General features: G+C 67.4%; 8 protein-coding genes. All 8 read left to right on the top strand.

Annotated features, from left to right (window positions below):
* Nucleotides 1–149 precede the first annotated feature (149 nt).
* On the top strand, nucleotides 150–1,526 hold the full coding sequence (gene icmH / locus IHE49_RS06595; RefSeq protein ID WP_192156127.1) for a type IVB secretion system protein IcmH/DotU: 1,377 nt from the start codon (nucleotides 150–152) through the stop codon (nucleotides 1,524–1,526).
* Nucleotides 1,527–1,530: 4 nt separating this feature from the next.
* The gene (tssM, locus tag IHE49_RS06590) at nucleotides 1,531–5,046 is read left to right on the top strand and encodes a type VI secretion system membrane subunit TssM (RefSeq protein WP_192156125.1); all 3,516 of its coding nucleotides are present in this window, start codon (nucleotides 1,531–1,533) and stop codon (nucleotides 5,044–5,046) included.
* 273 nt (nucleotides 5,047–5,319) lie between these two features.
* Nucleotides 5,320–6,843 carry a type VI secretion system-associated protein TagF gene (tagF, locus tag IHE49_RS06585; RefSeq protein ID WP_192156120.1) on the top strand — a complete coding sequence of 508 codons (1,524 nt, stop codon included), beginning with the start codon at nucleotides 5,320–5,322 and terminating at the stop codon, nucleotides 6,841–6,843.
* Nucleotides 6,840–7,559 carry a PP2C family serine/threonine-protein phosphatase gene (locus IHE49_RS06580; RefSeq protein ID WP_192156117.1) on the top strand — a complete coding sequence of 240 codons (720 nt, stop codon included), beginning with the start codon at nucleotides 6,840–6,842 and terminating at the stop codon, nucleotides 7,557–7,559. The genes tagF and IHE49_RS06580 overlap by 4 nt, the downstream gene beginning before the upstream one ends.
* 11 nt (nucleotides 7,560–7,570) lie before the next feature.
* The gene (locus IHE49_RS06575) at nucleotides 7,571–11,257 is read left to right on the top strand and encodes a bifunctional serine/threonine-protein kinase/formylglycine-generating enzyme family protein (protein WP_192156116.1); all 3,687 of its coding nucleotides are present in this window, start codon (nucleotides 7,571–7,573) and stop codon (nucleotides 11,255–11,257) included.
* A complete protein-coding gene (locus tag IHE49_RS06570) occupies nucleotides 11,254–11,583 on the top strand; it encodes a hypothetical protein (protein ID WP_192156114.1) in 330 nt (109 codons plus the stop codon). Before IHE49_RS06575 ends, IHE49_RS06570 begins: the two co-directional genes overlap by 4 nt.
* Nucleotides 11,584–12,097: 514 nt before the next feature.
* Nucleotides 12,098–14,104, top strand: coding sequence for a ShlB/FhaC/HecB family hemolysin secretion/activation protein (locus IHE49_RS06565; RefSeq protein ID WP_343227550.1), 2,007 nt, complete (start codon nucleotides 12,098–12,100; stop codon nucleotides 14,102–14,104).
* A gap of 12 nt (nucleotides 14,105–14,116) precedes the next feature.
* Nucleotides 14,117–17,895: filamentous hemagglutinin N-terminal domain-containing protein (locus IHE49_RS06560; protein ID WP_192156110.1), on the top strand; the 3,779-nt coding region annotated here is incomplete at its 3' end.

The following is a 17,895-nucleotide window of genomic DNA, read 5'->3' as shown; positions in this document are numbered from 1 at the left end:
CACACCGCGTCCGCAGGTCCGGGTCTGCTTGCCTGCATTCCTGCGTCATCACTCAGTCGTGGACGGATGTCCACTCCTTCGTTCTTCCTAGGACTGCGCGCAAACGGTTCCCGGCGCGGGGTGCTTGAAGACCATAAGCAGGCCCAGAGATGAATACTCCGAAAGGCCCATTCGACGACGACGCGATGCGCGACGCCACCGTGGTGCGTCCGCGCGGCGCGGCGCCCGCGGCAACGCCTGCGCCGGTACCGTACGCTGCGCCACCGGCGGCACCCGCTTACGCGTCGGCTCCGGCACCTGCGCCTGCATCGCGCGCGGCGCAAGCCACACCCGCCGAGATCAGCGCTTTCCTCGGCGGCGGCATGAACCCGCTGGTGCAGGCGGCCAGTCCCCTGTTGCTGCTCTCGGTGCAGTTGCGCCACAGCGCCACGCCGCCTGACTCGGTGCATCTGCGCGAGCAGACGATGGCGCAGGTGCGCAAGTTCGAAGCGCATACGCAGCAGGCGAACATCCCGCAGCAGACCGCGCTGGCCGCGCGCTACGTGCTGTGCGCCATGCTGGACGAGGCGGTGCTCAACGCGCCCTGGGGCGAGCAGAGCGGCTGGTCGCAACAGACCCTGCTGGTGACCTTCCACGGCGAATCCTACGGCGGTGCGAAGTTCTTCCAGATCCTCGAGCGACTGTGCGGAGATTTCTCGCGCCACCTCGACCTGATCGAGCTGATGTACATCTGCCTTGCGCTGGGCTTCGGCGGGCGCTACCTGATCGAATCGGGCGGCCGCGCCAAGCTGGCCGACATCCAGGAAGACCTGTACCGGCGCATCCGCGAACAGCGCGCGCCGGCCGCGCAGGAGCTGGCGCCGCACTGGCGCGGCATCCAGGACAAGCGCAACCCGCTGATCCGCTATGTGCCGTTGTGGGTGATCGTGGCCGCAGCGGCTTGCGTGCTGCTTGGCGCCTTCCTGTATTTCCATTCGCGCTTGAATACCTTGTCCTCGCCGGTCAGCGCGCAACTGGCGCAGATCGGCCTGGAAAGCGCCACGCCGCCAGCCATGGTGCAATTGAACAAGACCAATCCGCCGCCGGTGCATCCCACGCTGAAGCAGTTGCTGGCGTCGGAGGAGCAGGCTGGTCAGCTCGCCATCATCGAGCAGGGCAACGGCCATGAGCTGGTGCGCCTTTCCGCCACCGGCATGTTCACCTCCGGCGGCGTGGACGTCGCCGATGCGGCGCTGCCGCTGCTGCACAAGATCACTGCCGCGCTGAACCAGGTGCCGGGGCGGGTGATCGTGGTGGGGCACACCGATGACCAGCCGATCCGCTCGCTGAAATTCAAGGACAACTTCGCGCTCTCCGCGGCGCGCGCAAACGCGGTGCTCAAGGTGCTGAGCGATGGCCTGGACAACTCCGGGCGGCTCGAAGCCAGCGGTGCGGGCGACTCCAAGCCGATCGCGCTGCCGCCAAACCTGCCGGCCAACCGCGCGCGCAACCGGCGCGTGGAACTGATGTACATCCCCGAGGGTTGAGTCCGTGGCCAAGTTCCTTAGCGTGTTGAAAAGCGGCTGGTTCATCACTCTCGTCGGCATCCTGTTGCTGGCCGTGCTGATCTGGGTGGGCGGTCCGTACCTGGGCATCGGTTCCTCGCAACCGCTGGCCGGCGTGGCCGCGCGCCTGCTGTTGATCGTGTTGATCGTGGTGGTGTGGCTGGCGATCCTGCAGATTCGCGCATGGCGCGCGCGCGGCAAGGCCCAGCAGATGTCAGGCGAGCTGGCCGGGCAGGGTGCGCAGGCCGACGACCGCAGCGCCGCCGAGCGCAACCAGTTGCAGGCGCGTTTCCAGGAAGCGGTGGACACCCTGCGCAAGACGCGGCGCGGCAGCAATCTCTATGCCTTGCCGTGGTACGTGGTGATCGGGCCGCCGGGTTCGGGCAAGAGCACCCTGCTGCAGAATTCCGGACTCAATTTCCCGTTGTCCGAACGTTTCGGCAAGGAAGCGCTGCGCGGCGTGGGTGGCACACGCAACTGCGACTGGTGGTTCACCGACGAAGCGGTGTTCCTCGACACGGCCGGCCGCTACACCATGCAGGATTCCGACCGCGACGCCGACGCCTCGGCCTGGGCGGAATTCCTCAAGCTGCTGCGCAAGTACCGCAAGCGCCGGCCGATCAACGGCGTGGTGATCGCGATGAGCATGTCCGACCTGCTCACGCTGGACGAGGCGGGGCTGGCCGGACACATCCAGGCGATCCGCCGCCGCCTGGAAGAACTGGGCACGCATCTGCGCATCGGCGTGCCGGTGTACCTGAGCTTCACCAAGTGCGACCTGGTCGCGGGCTTCGGCGAGTTCTTCGACGATCTCAACCCGGAACTGCGCAGCCAGGTCTGGGGCTTCTCCTTCCCCATCGAAGCCACCATGGACGGCAGCGCTGCCAAGCGCTTCAGCGACGAGTTCGACCTGCTGCTGCGCCAGCTAGACACGCGCATCCTCGACCGCCTGCATGCCGAACGCGATCGCAACCGGCGCGCAGCCATCCTCTCGTTCCCGCAACAGTTGTCCGCGCTGCGCGACATTGCGAAGCGCTTCGTGGAAGGCGTCTTCACCGGACATACCTATGCCGCGCCGCCGCTGCTGCGTGGCGTCTACCTTACTTCCGGCACGCAAGAGGGCACACCCATCGACCGCATGATGGGTGCGGTGGCACGTACCTTCGGGGTGGATGCTGCGCAACTCCACGTGCCGGGCGCACAGCGGCGCACCTTCTTCGTCGAGCGTCTGCTGAAGGATGTGCTGTTCGGCGAGTCCGGTTTTGCCGGCACCAACCCGGCGCTGGAACGGCAGAAGGTACTGTTGCAGGTGGCTTCCTATGTGGGTGTGCTGCTGCTGACGGCACTGCTGGTGGTGGGTTTCTTCACCAGCTTCGGCCACAACCGCGATTACCTCGCACAGGTGCAGACGGCGCTGCAGGCCTATCCGGCGCAAAGCGACGTGGATGCGGCGACCACGCAGAAAGAATATTTCGCACGCGTGCTCGCGCGGCTGGAAGGCCTGTCCGCCGTGCAGGATGCAGCAAACAAATACAAGGGCGACGTGCCGATGGGCATGCGCTTCGGCCTCTACCAGGGCAACGAGGTGGGCGACGAGGTGCATGACGCCTATCTGCGGGAACTCAACGGCCTGCTGCTGCCGGGCGTGGCCGCGCAGTTCCGCAGCGGGCTCACCGGGAATGCCGGCGACCCGCAGGCGTTGTACTACTACCTCAAGGGTTACCTGATGCTGGGTGAGCCCGCGCACCAGAACGCCGACGAGCTGGTGGCGCTCACCGACATCGAGTGGCGCAAGGTGTTCCCGGGCGATCCGGTGCTGCAGCAGGCGCTGGCGAAGCATTTCCATGCCCTTGTGGACGAACCGGGGCGGCTGCGTGCGCTGGAGCTGGATCCCACCCTGGTGGAGCAGGCGCAAAACACCCTGCGCACCGCCGACCTGCCCACTCTCATCTACGGCAACCTCAAGCTGAGCGCCGGCAACACGGACTATCCACCGCTGCAACTGGACAAGTCGCTGGGCTTGCTCGGCAGCGTGTTCCTGCGCAAGAGCGGTGCGGCGCTGTCCGAGCCGATCCCGGCGCTGTACACGCAGCCGATGTTCCAGTACGAGGCGAGCAAGGGCGTGGCACAGGCGGTGGACCAGTTCGCCAAGGACGACTGGGTGTTCGGCGCCACCAAGATCGACTCGCTGCAGAAGGCGCGCTTCACGCAGCAGGTGATCGCGCTGTACGAGCAGGACTACATCAAGGCCTGGGACGCATTGCTCGCCGACCTCGAGCTGCAACCGGTCGCCAGCATCCAGGACGCCAGCGCGATCGCCGCCAAGCTGTCCGGCCCCAGCTCGCCGCTGAAGGCACTGCTGAACGTGGTGCGCGACAACACCAGCGACATGTTGAAGGCGCCGCCGCAGGATGCGGAGGACAAGGCTCTGGCTGGCGCGCAGCAGGCAGCTGAGAAGAAGGCGGAGCAGAAGCTCACCCAGAACGCGCTGGCCCGTGCGCTGGCTTCTTCGGGCGGTGGCGCGGCGGCGGCGCCGGTGGCGCAGCCGGGCGCGGCGATCACCGCGCACTTCGCCACGCTCGACCAGCTCAGCGCGGGTGCGCCCGGTACTGCGCCGATCGACCAGACGCTGGCTGCGCTCGACCAGCTGGGCAAGACCCTGCTGACCATGACCGATTTCAGCAACGCCGCCGGCCAGCCCAATCCGCAACTGCTGTTGGCGCAGCAGCAGGCTGCGCAATTGCCGGCGCCGGTGTCCGGCTGGGTGGCCTCGCTCACCGGCAAGAGCGAATCGCTGGTGGCCAGCGGCACCAAGGGCGCACTGGGCGACCAGTTCCAGCAGGCGGTGGGCAAGGATTGCGCGAGTTTCGTGCGCGGCCGCTATCCGTTCTCGCTGGACAGCCGCACGGAGATCCCGCTGCAGAACTTCGGCGAGCTGTTCGGCAACGGCGGCAGCTTCGACACGTTCAACAAGCAGACCCTGGCCAAGCTGGTCGATGCCAGCGGCAGCAACTGGCAGTGGAAGACCGGCCCCGGCGCGGTGGCCGGCCCGCCCGGCTTGCTGGCGCAGGCGCAGATGGCCGACGACATCCGTCAGATGTATTTCCGCGCCGGCAACGTGCCGGAGGTGGATTTCACCGTGACCGCGCCGCAGCTCGACACCGGCATCGCCAAGCTGGAGTTCGACGTGGACGGCCAGAAGTTCACATACCAGCCCGGCGCCGCCAGCAGCATGGCGATGAAATGGCCGGGACCGCAGCCGGGCCACGTCACGGTGTCCGCATGGGATGCCTCGGGCACCCTGCTCAGCACCTTCGACTATCAGGGCGATTGGGCGTTCTTCCGCGCGTTGCAGGCGGCGAATCTGCAGAAGCAGTCGGACCTGCGCTTCCTCGCCAGCTTCAACTTCGGCGGCCATGTGGCGAAGCTGGTGATCCAGGCCGGCAACCTCAAGAACCCCTTCCTCAACACCGAAGTGCAGCGTTTCCGGTGCGGGGGGTAGGCGCATGCCGAATCCGTCAGAGCCTGTTCATGGTCCCCAGATGCCCCGCGCCGGGAGCTGTTTGCGCGCAGGCCAAGGAAGAACGAAGGAGTGGACGTCCGTCCACGACCGAGTGATGACGCCGGCATGCGCGCAAACAGCCTCGGCCCTTCGGGTTGCCACCGAGTGGCCGCCATGCGGCAGCGCGCGGCTTGGCCTGCCAGCCAGGCAGGCGCTGCGCCACGCCCTACCACCTGACAGCCACTCGATGGCAACGCGGGGTATCTGGGGATCATGAACAGGCTCTCGGGGGCAGGATTCTTCGGCAAGCTTCCCGGTACCGGGGATTTCGTGCAGCGGCGGCTGCCCGCGTCTTTCGTGGACGTGTGGGATCGCCATTTCGAACAGGCCGTAAGCGCCAGTCGCGCGCGGTTGGGGGATGACTGGGCGCAAGCCTGGCGCGATGCTGCGGCATGGCGCTTCGTCCTGACACCGGGCATCTGCGGCGAACAGGCCTGGGCCGGTGTGGTCGGCACCGCGACGGACAGGGTGGGGCGCTGCTTCCCAATGGCCATCGTCGCGCCACTGGCGGATGCCGCGGCCATCGCCACGGCATTGCGCAACGACGCCTGGTTCGCTGCCGTCGAGCGCACGCACCACGAATCACAGGCAAGTGGCGAATCTGTCGAGACATTCGATGCGCGTATCGCCGCGTTGCCGGATCCGCTTGTGCCGTCCGCCGTCGAACATGCCGCCGTGCCGGCGCTGGACTGGCACGGCGCGAGCCATTGGCGCCTGCCGCTGCCGCTGCTGGTCGACAGCGATTGGCTGTGCGCATTGTCGGCACAGCTGCCGTCTGGCTATGCACTCTGGTGGACATTGGGCGCACAGCGCATGCCGGCCAGCGTGCTGGTGACCCGCGGCCTGCCCGATCCCGCTTCCTATGCCGGCATGCTTGATGCGGCGCATGCCGATGCGCCCCGCCAGGCGGCGAGCGCCGCTGCGGATTCGCGCGCGTCGGCAACCCACGCGGTGGCGCCGGTGCGTCTGCCCGATGATCTTTCCGAACTGTTCGCCGACCTGGTGCCGCGTCTCGACGACATCGCGCAAAGCTCCAGCGAGCCCGACGGTGCGGAAATCACCCAGCGCGCCGCGTGCGTCGGCGGCGCGCGGGTACTGCAGCGCTACGACTGCGCCCTGACCCTGGTGGTTGCCGACGACGGCGCCCCCGATCCGCGGCGGCAGGCCGCCGCTGCGGTCAGCGAATTGATCGGCCGCTTCGTGCCCAGCGATTTCGTGGCCGGCATGCAGGCCTTGCGCACGCGCTTGCTGGTGCTGCACACGCGCCTGCGCCAGATGGCCGTGGAGCATGCCACGCCCGTGCAGGAGGATGGCGCGGTGATCGCCGTGCGGGTCACCGGACGCTGGGCGGACCTGCTGCGCATCGGCACCGCCAGCGCATGGCATTGGCGCGCAGGGCAGTTGCATCCGTTGTTCGCCGGCGGCGAGCGCCCGGCCGGCGATGCCGAGCTTGGCGGCGAGCTGGACGACTTGCTGTTCAGCCGTACCTCGCCGGTGGCGCCCGGACTGGGGGCGTCCTCGCAACCGATCTGCGACGAGGTCGTCTGTGAGATCGACACCGGCGACCGCCTGCTGCTGCTGGCCACCCGGCTGCTCGCGGAACTGCCTGCGCACGTGCTGTCCGAGGCATTGGCCCTGCCGTCGCCGGACGCCGCGTGCGCGCGCATCGCCGCCGCCGCGGGCCTGGATTCCCACGCGGCCAGGTGGCCGTTGGCCGTGATCGAGGTGCAGCCATGACCCTGCATTACCAGTCCGTCGGTCGCACCGAAACCGGCAAGGTGCGCAAGCACAACGAGGATTCGATCCTGGTGCGCGACGACGTCGGCCTGTGGGCGGTCGCCGATGGCCTGGGCGGCCATGCCGCCGGCGACTACGCCAGCCAGATGATTGTCGAGCGGCTCGGCGCCTTGCCGCGTACGGGCAGCGTGTTCGACTTCATCGAGTCCATCGAGGACAGCCTGCAGCAGGCCAACTCCGACCTGGTCGCCACCGCGCTGGAACGCGGCAGCGACATCATCGGCTCCACCGTGGTGGTGCTGGTGCACGACAAAGACTTCATGCTCTGCGGCTGGGTTGGCGACAGCCGCGCCTACTGCAACGAAGGCGGCGCGTTGCGCCAGATCACTCGCGACCATGTGCACGGCGCCAAGGACGACGTCACCCAGTTCGGTGGCGGCGCGTCGTCGCCGCAGGCCGGCGCCGGTGTGCTCAGCCGCGCGGTGGGGGCCGAGGATCGCCTGTACATGGATTGGGTGGTGGCGAGCAACCGCCCCGGCACGCAGTTCCTGCTCTGCTCCGACGGCATCAACAAAGAGCTTGGCGACGACGAGCTCGACATCGAATGCGTCCGCCACCCCGAGCCGGGGGCGTTGTTGGCGCGCCTGTTCGACCTGTCGCTGCAGCGAGCCGCGCGCGACAACATTTCCGCCGTGATCGTGCGTCTCCAGGACTGACCAGACATCCCATGACTTCCATTGCCGACCTGATTGCCGACTACGAGGCCAAGCGGATCACGCTGCCGGGGCTGTTCGAGGCCCTTGCCGCGCGCGGCGAACTTCCGGACGACGTCGTACGCGGCGAGCATGCGCTGCTGGAGGCGATGACGGCCGACGGTCGCCTCGAGCCTTCGCTGTCCCGCGCACTTGCCGCCAAGCTGCGCAGCCTGCATCCCTCCGCATCGGCGCCTGCGCCGGCACCCGCGCCGGCCGACGCGGACGCGACCCGGGTGAGCGTGTCGAACTCCCCGGCGGCGCCGTCGGGGGACGCAGACATGACCATGGTGCAGCCTGCCTCGCGACCGCCGGCTCCCACGGGCGATTCCGACGCCACCATGGTCGCGCCTGCCTCGCAGCATCCCGCGCCGGATGCGCCCCCCCTCACCGCCGTCACCGGCACGCAGGGCACGGCGTCCAGCAGCAGCTTCAACCGCTCCAGCTGGGAACAGGTGGCCGGCGCCGAAAGCGCCGAGTTCGCCAGCGTGGGCATGCTGCTCAAGGGCCGCTTCCTGCTCGAGCGCGAGATCGGCCGCGGCGGCATGGGCGTGGTCTTCCTCGCCCGCGACGAACGCAAGGTGGAGGCGCGCGACCGCGATCCCTACGTCGCGGTGAAAGTGCTGAACGACGAGTTCCGCCGCCACCCCGACTCGCTGATCGCGCTGCAGCGCGAATCGCGCCGCGCGCAATTGCTGGCGCACGACAACATCGTGCGCGTCTACGACTTCGACAAGGACCGCACCATCGTCTACATGACGATGGAGTACATCGACGGCACCGACCTGCGCACGCTGATCCGCGAACGCGCCTTCAACGGCATGCCGCTGGCACAGGCGCGACCGCTGATCGAAGGCATGGGCTGGGCGCTGAAGCGTGCGCACGCGGCCGGCATCGTGCACTCCGATTTCAAGCCTGGCAACGTGATGGTCACGCGCAACGGCGTGCCCAAGGTGTTCGACTTCGGCATCGCGCGCGCCGGCAAGCACCTCAACGAAGCCACCGGCGAGGAAACGGTGTTCGACGCCGGCACGCTGGGTGCGCTCACGCCTGCCTATGCCAGCCTGGAGATGATCCAGGGCAAGGAGCCCACGCCCTCCGACGACATCTATGCGCTGGGCTGCGTCACGTTCGAGCTGCTCACCGGCAAGCATCCGTTCGACAAGCAGAGCGCCGAGGTGGCGCTGAAGGAAGGCCGGAAGCCGCCGCCTGTGCCAGGCCTGACCAGGCGCCAATACAAGACGCTGTGCGACGCCGTGGCCTTCCATACCGAGGACCGCCTGCAGACTGCGGGTGCGATGATCGAAGGCATGCGCGACATCGGTATGCGCGAGCGGGTGGTGCCGTGGCTGGGTTACGGGGCGGCAGCCGTCGTCGCGATCGCGGGCGGCACATGGGGCACCATCAGCTACCTGCACCAGCACCACATCACGCGCGTGATCGCGCGTTTCGCGCCCACCGATTCGCAGCGCTACGCGAACGAGAACGAAGCAATGGCGGCGCTGGGCAGCCTCGGCGACGACGACCGCAAGCGGCTGGTGCTGGACCAGGGCGACACGATCCAGAACTACCTGCTCGCGCGCATCGATACCTATTGGAATCCGGCGCAAGGGCGTTACAACTTCCCGGGTGCGCAGCACGTGTTCGACCTGCGCGATCAACTCAAGCTGTATTCGCCCAAGCTCGACGCGCGGCGCACCGAAGTCGCCCAGCAGAAGAACGACCTGCTCAACACGCTGGACACCGAGCTGTCGCAGCGCATCGCCGCCGGCGCGATCTTCGAAAGCCAGCCCGACAATGCGGTGGCCACGCTGGATCGTATCCGTGCCATCGATCCGCGCAGCGCCCTGCTGCACAACGCCGAGCTCGAGCTCAAGTACGACATCGCCATCGGTCAGTCGCTCAGCGCCAGCCATGCGGACGTGGCGCGCCAGCAGCTGGCGTTGGCGACCCGGCTGTTCCCGGACTCGGCACGCCTGAAGCAGCGCGAGGCGCAACTGGCCGCGCTGGCCGCCGCCACCGCTCCAGTCGTGGCGGCACCGGGTGCGGCCGTGCAGAGTATTCCGCAAGCACGCAGCGCGCTGGCCGCGCTGGTGGCTGCGCCGTCGACCAGCGTGCAATGGCAACAATCGGTGGCCGCCGCCATGGTCCCGTTGCGCAACGACTCTTCGCCGGAAACGCGCAAGCTGGTGGATGCACTGGGCAGCGCCATCGCGGGGATCGCCGGCCAGCAAGCCGATACCACGCACCTGCCGCAGGACCTGGCGCTGGTGAACTTCGGCCTGCAATACGCGCCGCAGTCGGCACCGCTGCTCGCCCAGCGCGACAAGCTGGCAACCCTGCAGGCGCAGGCGCAGGCCCAGCTCGACCAGGAGGCCGCCACCGCCGAAGTGGCTTCGCGCATCGAGTCCGTGCGACGTGCGGCGGCTGCCGACGACACCGCCAAGGCGCTGGAGTCCCTGACCCGCATCCGCAGCCTCCAGCCGGACAATCCCTTCCTCGCCAAGGAAGGCCCGCAACTGGTGGCGCAGGCTTACCTGGGCCAGGCCGACGATCAGTTCCAGCACGGCAAGTACACGGCCGCGGCCAACCTGCTGACACAGGGCCAGCAGGCGCTGGGCAACCGCAGCGACCTGCGCGACGCACAGGCACGCTACGAAATGGCCGCGACCTTGCTCAAGGCCAACGGCCAACCCTTGGCCGATGCCGACTACCAGCGCCTGCGCAACCAGCTGGCTGCCGCCCGCAAGGCCGATGCACAGGGCCTGGCCGCGCTGGAGTCGTCACTCAAGCAACAAGGGCATCTGCCGCAAGGCAGTTTCGCGGCGTTGTTGGACAGCCTCAAACCCAGCGCGACACCTGCATCTCCTGCAGCCGCGGCTCCGGTGCCGACCACGCCTGCGCCAGCAACGCCGGGACAGGCACCAGCCGCCACGGCCAAGCCCACACCGGGTAATCCGAGCAAGCCCGCGACGGAAACCGCCGGCGCAACAGCCCCCACTGCGAACCCAGCCGCCAACGCCGTGGCAGGCAACGATCCTTGCGCGCGTCCGGAACTGGTCGGAAAGGGCCGTGCCTGCATGGACGCATTGGGCAGCAATGGACGCGGTCCGGCCCTGGTGGTGGTGCCGGGCATTGGCGGCGGCAAGCCTTACGCGATGTCGCGCACCGAGGTCACCGTCGGCGAGTTCAACCGCTATTGCCGCGCCACCCATGCGTGCAGCGAAACCTCGCCGGGCGACCACGATGCCGCCAGCTTGCCGATCAGCAACATCAGCCTCGCGCAGGCCAAGGGCTACCTGCAGTGGTTGAGCAGCGCCAGCGGCTATACCTACCGCCTGCCCAGCGATGACGAATGGACGAACGCGGCGCATGCGGGCAGCGGCTGGAAGCAGGCGCAGGACAGCAACTGCATTCCGCCGGGTGGTGGGGACGACAGCGGCAGCGGCCCGATCTCCGCACTGGGCCGCGAAGCCAATCCGTGGGGTCTGGTGAACATGTCCGGCAACGTCTGGGAGTGGACGACCAGCGGCGGCGGGGTGGTGGCGCGCGGCGGCAGCTTCAACAGCTATTGGTCCGACTGCACGGTGGACAACCACCGCAGCGACAGCGGCAGTGCGCAGAAAGACGTCGGGTTCCGGGTGTTGCGGGAGCTGAAATGAGCGATCGGGAGCAACGCGTCAATCAAGGGCTGCGTATCCTCGACGAAGCCCACTACACCGGGCGCATCACCCGCGAGGAATACCGCAAGCGACGGCGCCAGTTGCTCGGCTCGCTGTGCGACAGCCATGGCATCACCGCCCGCAACACCTTGCGTACCCGCATCACTCAGCAGGGAGTGCGCAATACCGCGGTTGCCACCGCCGCCGGGTCTGCGCCGGCCAACCACATCGAACGCCGCGTGGTGGCATGGAAACCACTGCTGGCCTTCGCTTGTGGGCTGCTGGTGTGCGCGTTGCTGCTCTACTGGTTGATGCGGGCGGATTGAGCTGCGTCATGTTCGCCCGCCCTTATGCAGGCAAATCCGGAAACGAGCGCTGATTTACCCCGCCAGGCCGCAGCCCTTGAAACGCATCACATCAGCTGCAGGCAGCGGATTGGCGCATCCTCTTGTGGCGTTGCAGCGCAGTGCGAGGAATATGCCGAGGCGCGGATCAGGCAAGGCGCACGCCGCGTAGGTCGAACCTGGGCTTGCGCCGGAACGCGTCCGAATGGTTGAGAGGGGCGTTGCGGCACGCAGGGGAGGTGCGTTGCACGCGATGGCTTTGCACAGCTCTTCCGGGGCGCGGCCCCCGGTCCGCATGTTTCATGCCATTTCCGCAATGACCGGAAAGCCCGCCACTTTGCGCATTGGGTACCAGGGAAGGTCTGGTTTGACGTATCGCAAGCGGGGCGCCGACCGGCTGTCCGGTGGGCGCCGTCGGCCGTCGTGACCGAGCCGGGGGATGGCAGGGGCACATGGGGCCCATGCCTGTGGGTCATCGATCATCAAGGGGATTGCCGTGCGCAGGGTCTGTCTGGCAACAGCGTTGGCGCTGGTCTTGGGAACCGGAGAGGCATGGGCGCAGGCGACCGGCGGGAGTCCACCGCAGATCCTGGTCAGCGGCGTGCCTGCGGGAAGTGATGCGCAGCCTGCCGTGCAGGCGATCATCGATCGCGAATACCAGCAGGCGGCAGGGCATGGCGCTTCGCTGGGCGCGACGCAACTGCAGGAACTGGCCGCGCATATCACCGAGGCGCTGCACAAGGCCGGCTACCCGGACGCGCACGCCTACCTGCCTGGGCAGGTAGTTGCCTACACCGCGCATGTGCCGGGGGCCGCCATCGCGTCGGCAGCTCCGGCAACCCCTGCCATACCGCAAGCGGCGACGAGCTCCGCCGCGCAGACGGCAGCGCCCGACAACGTGGTGCCGCCGCTGAAGGAGCGCGACGTGGGCAACGCGCAAACCCAGCAGATCGCCGTCAGCGGCTTCCGCGTCGAAGGCGTGGATGACCACAAGGATGCCGGCATCACCCTGGCAAGCATCCAGGCGCTGGCCGATGCGCAGTTCCACAAGCTGGGCGGCGGCGGGGCGCAGCCGGTTCAGCTCGGTTTCGACCAGTTGCAGGGCGTGGCCGATGCGATCACCAACCGCTACCGCAATGCCGGGTTCATCCTGGCTACCGCTTTCCTGCCGGCGCAGACGGTGGGCGGCGACCATGTGGTGTACATCCAGGTGCTGGAAGGCAAGATCGGCCGCATCATCGTCAAGGGCAACAAGCGTTACCGCGCCGGGGTGATCGCGGCGCCGGCGGAGAAGCTGCGCGGGCAGGCCCTGCAGAACCAGGCGGTGGTTACCGCGTTGCTGTACGACCGCGATTTGCCGGGCGTATCGGTGACTTCCACCTTCCAGCCCGGCGAGCAGACCGGCGACACCGACCTGATCATGGTGGCGCGCGAGGCGCCGCGGCCGTACACCATCACGTTGGGCATGAACAATTACGGCACGGCGGAAACGGGGCGCTACCGTGCGGAAGCGGGCATCACCTGGAACAGTCCGCTGGGCATCGGCGACAGCCTGGATGCCAAGGTCGACTACGCGATGGACCCCAGCCAGAACGTCTATGGTTCGCTGACCTACACCATCCCGACGGTGGTGGAACCGGGCCTGGGCGCAGTATTCGGCGCCACCCGCAGCGAGTTGCAGATCAACTCCGGCGCGTTTGCCAAGCTCAACGTGAAGGGCCCGAGTTCCTCGTATTTCGGTGGCGCGGACTGGAAGTTCGTCAACACCGACGACCTGAAGATGATCGGCTCGCTGCACCTGATCCGCGAGGAATCGAAGCTGGAGATGGGCGGCTTCAACTTCGCACTGTCCGACGAGCGCTTCGAGCTGGCCGAACTGGGCTTTGGCCTGCAGCACATCGACAAGCGCTTCAACGGCGTGGATGTGCTGCAGGTATCGGTGCGCAAGTCGATCAACGACGACTCGGCCGTGCCGGACCTGGTCAGCCCGGATCACTCGCGCAATTTCCATTCCGAACGCATCGCATACACCCGCATGCAGTTCCTCACCAAGACGCAGCGGCTGTACTTCAAGTTCAACGGCCAGTACACCAACGACGTGCTGGTGCCGTTGGAGCAGTTTGCCATCGGCGGTCCGGACAGCGTGCGCGCCTATCCGATCGCCGACGCACTCAGCGCGCGCGGCTACTACGCATCGCTGGAATACCACGTGGACGCGCCGGGCTTCAGTTCCGCGGTGTCGCCGTTCCACGGCCGGCCATGGCGCGAGCTGCTGGAGATGGAAACCTTCCTGGACTACGCGCGCGGCTACCCGGTCGCCGCGGAGCGCGCCACCGGACTCACCCCGGTGACCTACAGCGGCGCCGGCGCGGGCTTCATCTTCCGCCTGCCGTTCTGGCACCACCTCGAGTTCCATCTCGACGGCGCGGTGCCGCTGGGCAGCCAGGATGCCTCGGACAAGCACGGTTACCACGTCTATGCGCGGTTCGGCCTCACGTTCTGACGGACAACGACCATGAACACGACTCCCCTCGCGACCCAGCGCACGTCCAACCATCGCACGGCGACGGCCCTGTCACGGCTGCGCCAGCAACGCCTGGCGCTGAGCATGGCGCTTGCCCTCGGTTCGATGTCGCTGTGCGGCGGTGCGCTGGCGGCCTCCGGCGGCGTGGCGGCTACCACCACGCCGGTGGGCGGGGTGGTGGTGGGAGGCGTGGGTTCGATCACGCAGAGCGGCGTCAACACCGTGGTCAACCAGCAATCCGCGTTGCTGGCCCTGAACTGGCAGAGCTTCAACCTGGGGCAGGACGCCTCGGTGCTGTTCAACCAGCCATCGCACAGCGCGATAGCGCTCAACCGCATCTTCGACCAGAACCCCAGCCAGATCTTCGGCCACATCAATTCCAACGGCCAGGTGTTCCTGATCAACACCCACGGCATCATCTTCGGCAGCAGCGCGCAGCTGAACGTGGGCGGCCTGATGGCGAGCACGCTGGACCTCACGCCCACCGATTTCCTTGCCAGCCATTTCAACCTCGACGCCCATGGCGGCAGCGCCGGCGTCGTCAACCACGGCACGATCCAGGCCGCCAGCGGCGGTTCGGTGAGCCTGATCGGCGGCCAGGTGGAGAACGACGGGCTGATCGTCGCCAATTACGGCCACATCAACCTGGACGGTGCCGACAAGGCCGTGCTGGACTTCGACGGCGACGGCCTGGTCAGCGTGCAGATCACCGGCGCATTGCAACAGCGCTTGAACGCCGACGAAGCCGCGGTGACGAACAATGGCACCGTGCAGGCCGACGGCGGCACCGTGGTGCTGCAGGCCTCGGCTGCGAAGAACCTGTTCACCAACCTGGTCAACAACACCGGTGTGATCGATGCGCACGGCATCAGCACCGCAGGCGGCGTGGTGCGGCTGGTCGGCACGGGCGGCAACGTCATCAGCAGCGGCAACATCGACGCCAGTGGCGTGCATGGTGGCAGTGTGCAGTTGCTTTCCGACCAGGACGTGGGCGTCATGGGCGGCAAGATCGACGCATCCGGCACCCAGGGTGGCGGCAGCATCCGTGTGGGCGGCGGCTGGCAGGGCGGCGAAGGCCTGCAGACCGCGTCGGCCGCCTATATCGCGCCGGGTGCCACACTCGATGCCGATGCCACGCAATCCGGCAACGGCGGCTCGGTGGTGGTATGGGGCAACAACGTCAACAATTTCTACGGCAGCATCAGCGCGCGCGGCGGCGCGGATGGCGGCAACGGCGGCCAGATCGAAACCTCCTCGCACTACGGCCTGAATGTGCAAGGCCAGGCCAATGCCTCGGCGGCGCATGGTCAGGCGGGCCTGTGGCTGATGGATCCTTACGATGTCGACATCGTCACCGGCGGTACCGGGACGCTCACCGGCGGCGTTTTTTCCAGCAGCTCAAGCGTTTCGAGCATCGATCCCAGCGTCATCGACGCAGCGCTGACCGGCGGCAGCAATGTCTCGATCTTCACCGGCGCCGGCGGTAGCGCGAGCAAGGGCGACATAACCGTCGACAACGCCATCGTCGCCACCGGCGGGGGAACTCTCTCCCTGCAAGCCGCTGGCAGCATCTTCCTGAACGCCAACATTTCGAGCGACGGCACGGACAAGCTCAATGTGAACCTGTGGGCGAACTACGGCGGCTCGGCCGGCGGAACGTCCTACGTCAGCAACGCGTCGTGTGCGTCGAGCACCAATTGCGTAGTGAATATCGGCAACACGCAGAGTGCTGCCATCACCACCAGTGGTGGAGCACTCGACATCGAAACCGGCACGGGCGGTGGCGCGCTCAACATCGGAAGCGGCACCAGCACCGGTAGCATCAATACGGGCAGTGGCGCGCTGACGGTGAATGCCACCGGGATCGCCGAGCTCACCGCAGCCGGCAACACGATCACGTCGGGGGCGGCGTCGCTCAATGCAGGAGCGGCGGCCATCAGTCTTGGCAACACTGGCAACGACTTTGGCGGCGCGGTGGGGCTGAGCAACAGCGGTGCACATGCGGTGACGCTGAACAACGGAGGCAACGCGCTGACGTTGGGGACGGTGACTATCGGAAGTGGCGCCCTGACGTTGAGCAACTACGGCAGCAACCCGTTGGTTTTGACCGGAAACATCACGACCAGCGGAAGCGCGGTCGATTTTGGCGGAGCAATCACGCTGGACGCGCCGTCGATCAGTATCGACACCACGGCAGGCGGATCGGTGGCGGCGGGGGCCAATGTCACGTTTGGTGGCACGGTGGACAACGCCAGCGCGACAGCCGAGGCGCTGGGGGTGAATGCCGGTACGCATGCGGTGACGTTTGGCGGCGCGGTGGGTGGTGGCACCAACGGTGCGCTGGCTAGCCTGTCCGCAACCGGAGGCAGCCTCACGCTCGACGGCAACATCACCACCACAGGCAACCAGACCTACACCGGCGCGGTGCTGCTGGGTGGCAACGTGACGCTGGACAGCAGCGCAAGCAACGGTGCGGTGGATTTCAGCAGCACGGTGGATAACGCCAGTGCGACGGCCAAAGCGCTGACAGTGAATGCCGGTACGGGTGCGGTGACGTTTGGCGGTGCGTTGGGCGGTGGCGCCCATGGTGCGTTGACGAGTTTGTCTGCGACAGGAGGCAGCCTCACGCTCGACGGCAACGTCACCACCACAGGTACGCAGACTTACAACGACGCAGTGACCCTGGGCGGCAACGTGACGTTGACGACCACCAACAATGCGGTGGACTTTGCCAGCACGGTGGACAACGCGAGCACGACGGCCGAAAACCTGACGGTGAGCGCGGGCAGCGGCGCCGTGACGTTCGGCGGAGCGGTGGGCGGCAGCGCGACCAACGGTGCGTTAGGTGCGCTGATCGTGAACGGCACGGGAGCGACGAGTTTTGACGCGGTGAACGCGGCGAGCCTGGCGACCAACAACGGCACTGCCACGCTCAATGGCGACATCACCACCAGCGGGGCACAGACCTACAACGGTGCCGTGGAACTGGCTGGCGGCGTGACGCTGACCACCACCAACCACGCGGTGGATTTCACCAGCACGGTGGATAATGCGAGCACGACGGCCGAAAACCTGACGGTGAGCGCGGGCAACGGCGCCGTGACGTTCGGCGGAACGGTGGGCGGCAATGCGACCAACGGTGCGCTGGGCGCGCTGACCGTGAATGGGACGGGCGCGACGAGCTTCGGCACGGTGAACGCGGCGAGCCTGGCGACCAACACCGGCATCGCCACGCTCAACGGCAACATCACCACCAGCGGGGCACAGACCTACAACGGTGCCGTCGAACTGGCTGGCGGGCTGACGCTGACCACTACCAACAGTGCAGTGGATTTCGGCAGCACGGTGAACAATGCGAGCACGACGGCCGAAAACCTGACGGTGAGCGCGGGCAGCGGCGCCGTGACGTTCGGCGGAACGGTGGGTGGGAGTGCCACCAACGGTGCGCTGGGCGCGCTGACCGTGAACGGATCGGGTGCGACGAGCTTCGGCACGGTGAAGGCGGCGAGCCTGGCGACCAACACCGGCATCGCCACGCTCAACGGCAACATCACCACCAGCGGGGCACAGACCTACAACGGGGCCGTCGAACTGGCTGGCGGGCTGACGCTGACGACCACCAACAGTGCGGTGGATTTCGGCAGCACGGTGGACAACGCGAGCACGACGGCCGAAAACCTGACGGTGAGCGCGGGCAGCGGCGCGGTGACGTTTGGCGGAACGGTGGGCGGCAATGCGACCAACGGTGCGCTGGGCGCGCTGACCGTGAA

This window comes from Rhodanobacter sp. 7MK24 (assembly GCF_014842995.1).
Classification (GTDB): domain Bacteria; phylum Pseudomonadota; class Gammaproteobacteria; order Xanthomonadales; family Rhodanobacteraceae; genus Rhodanobacter_A.
This window is presented reverse-complemented; position numbering and strand designations above follow the sequence as displayed.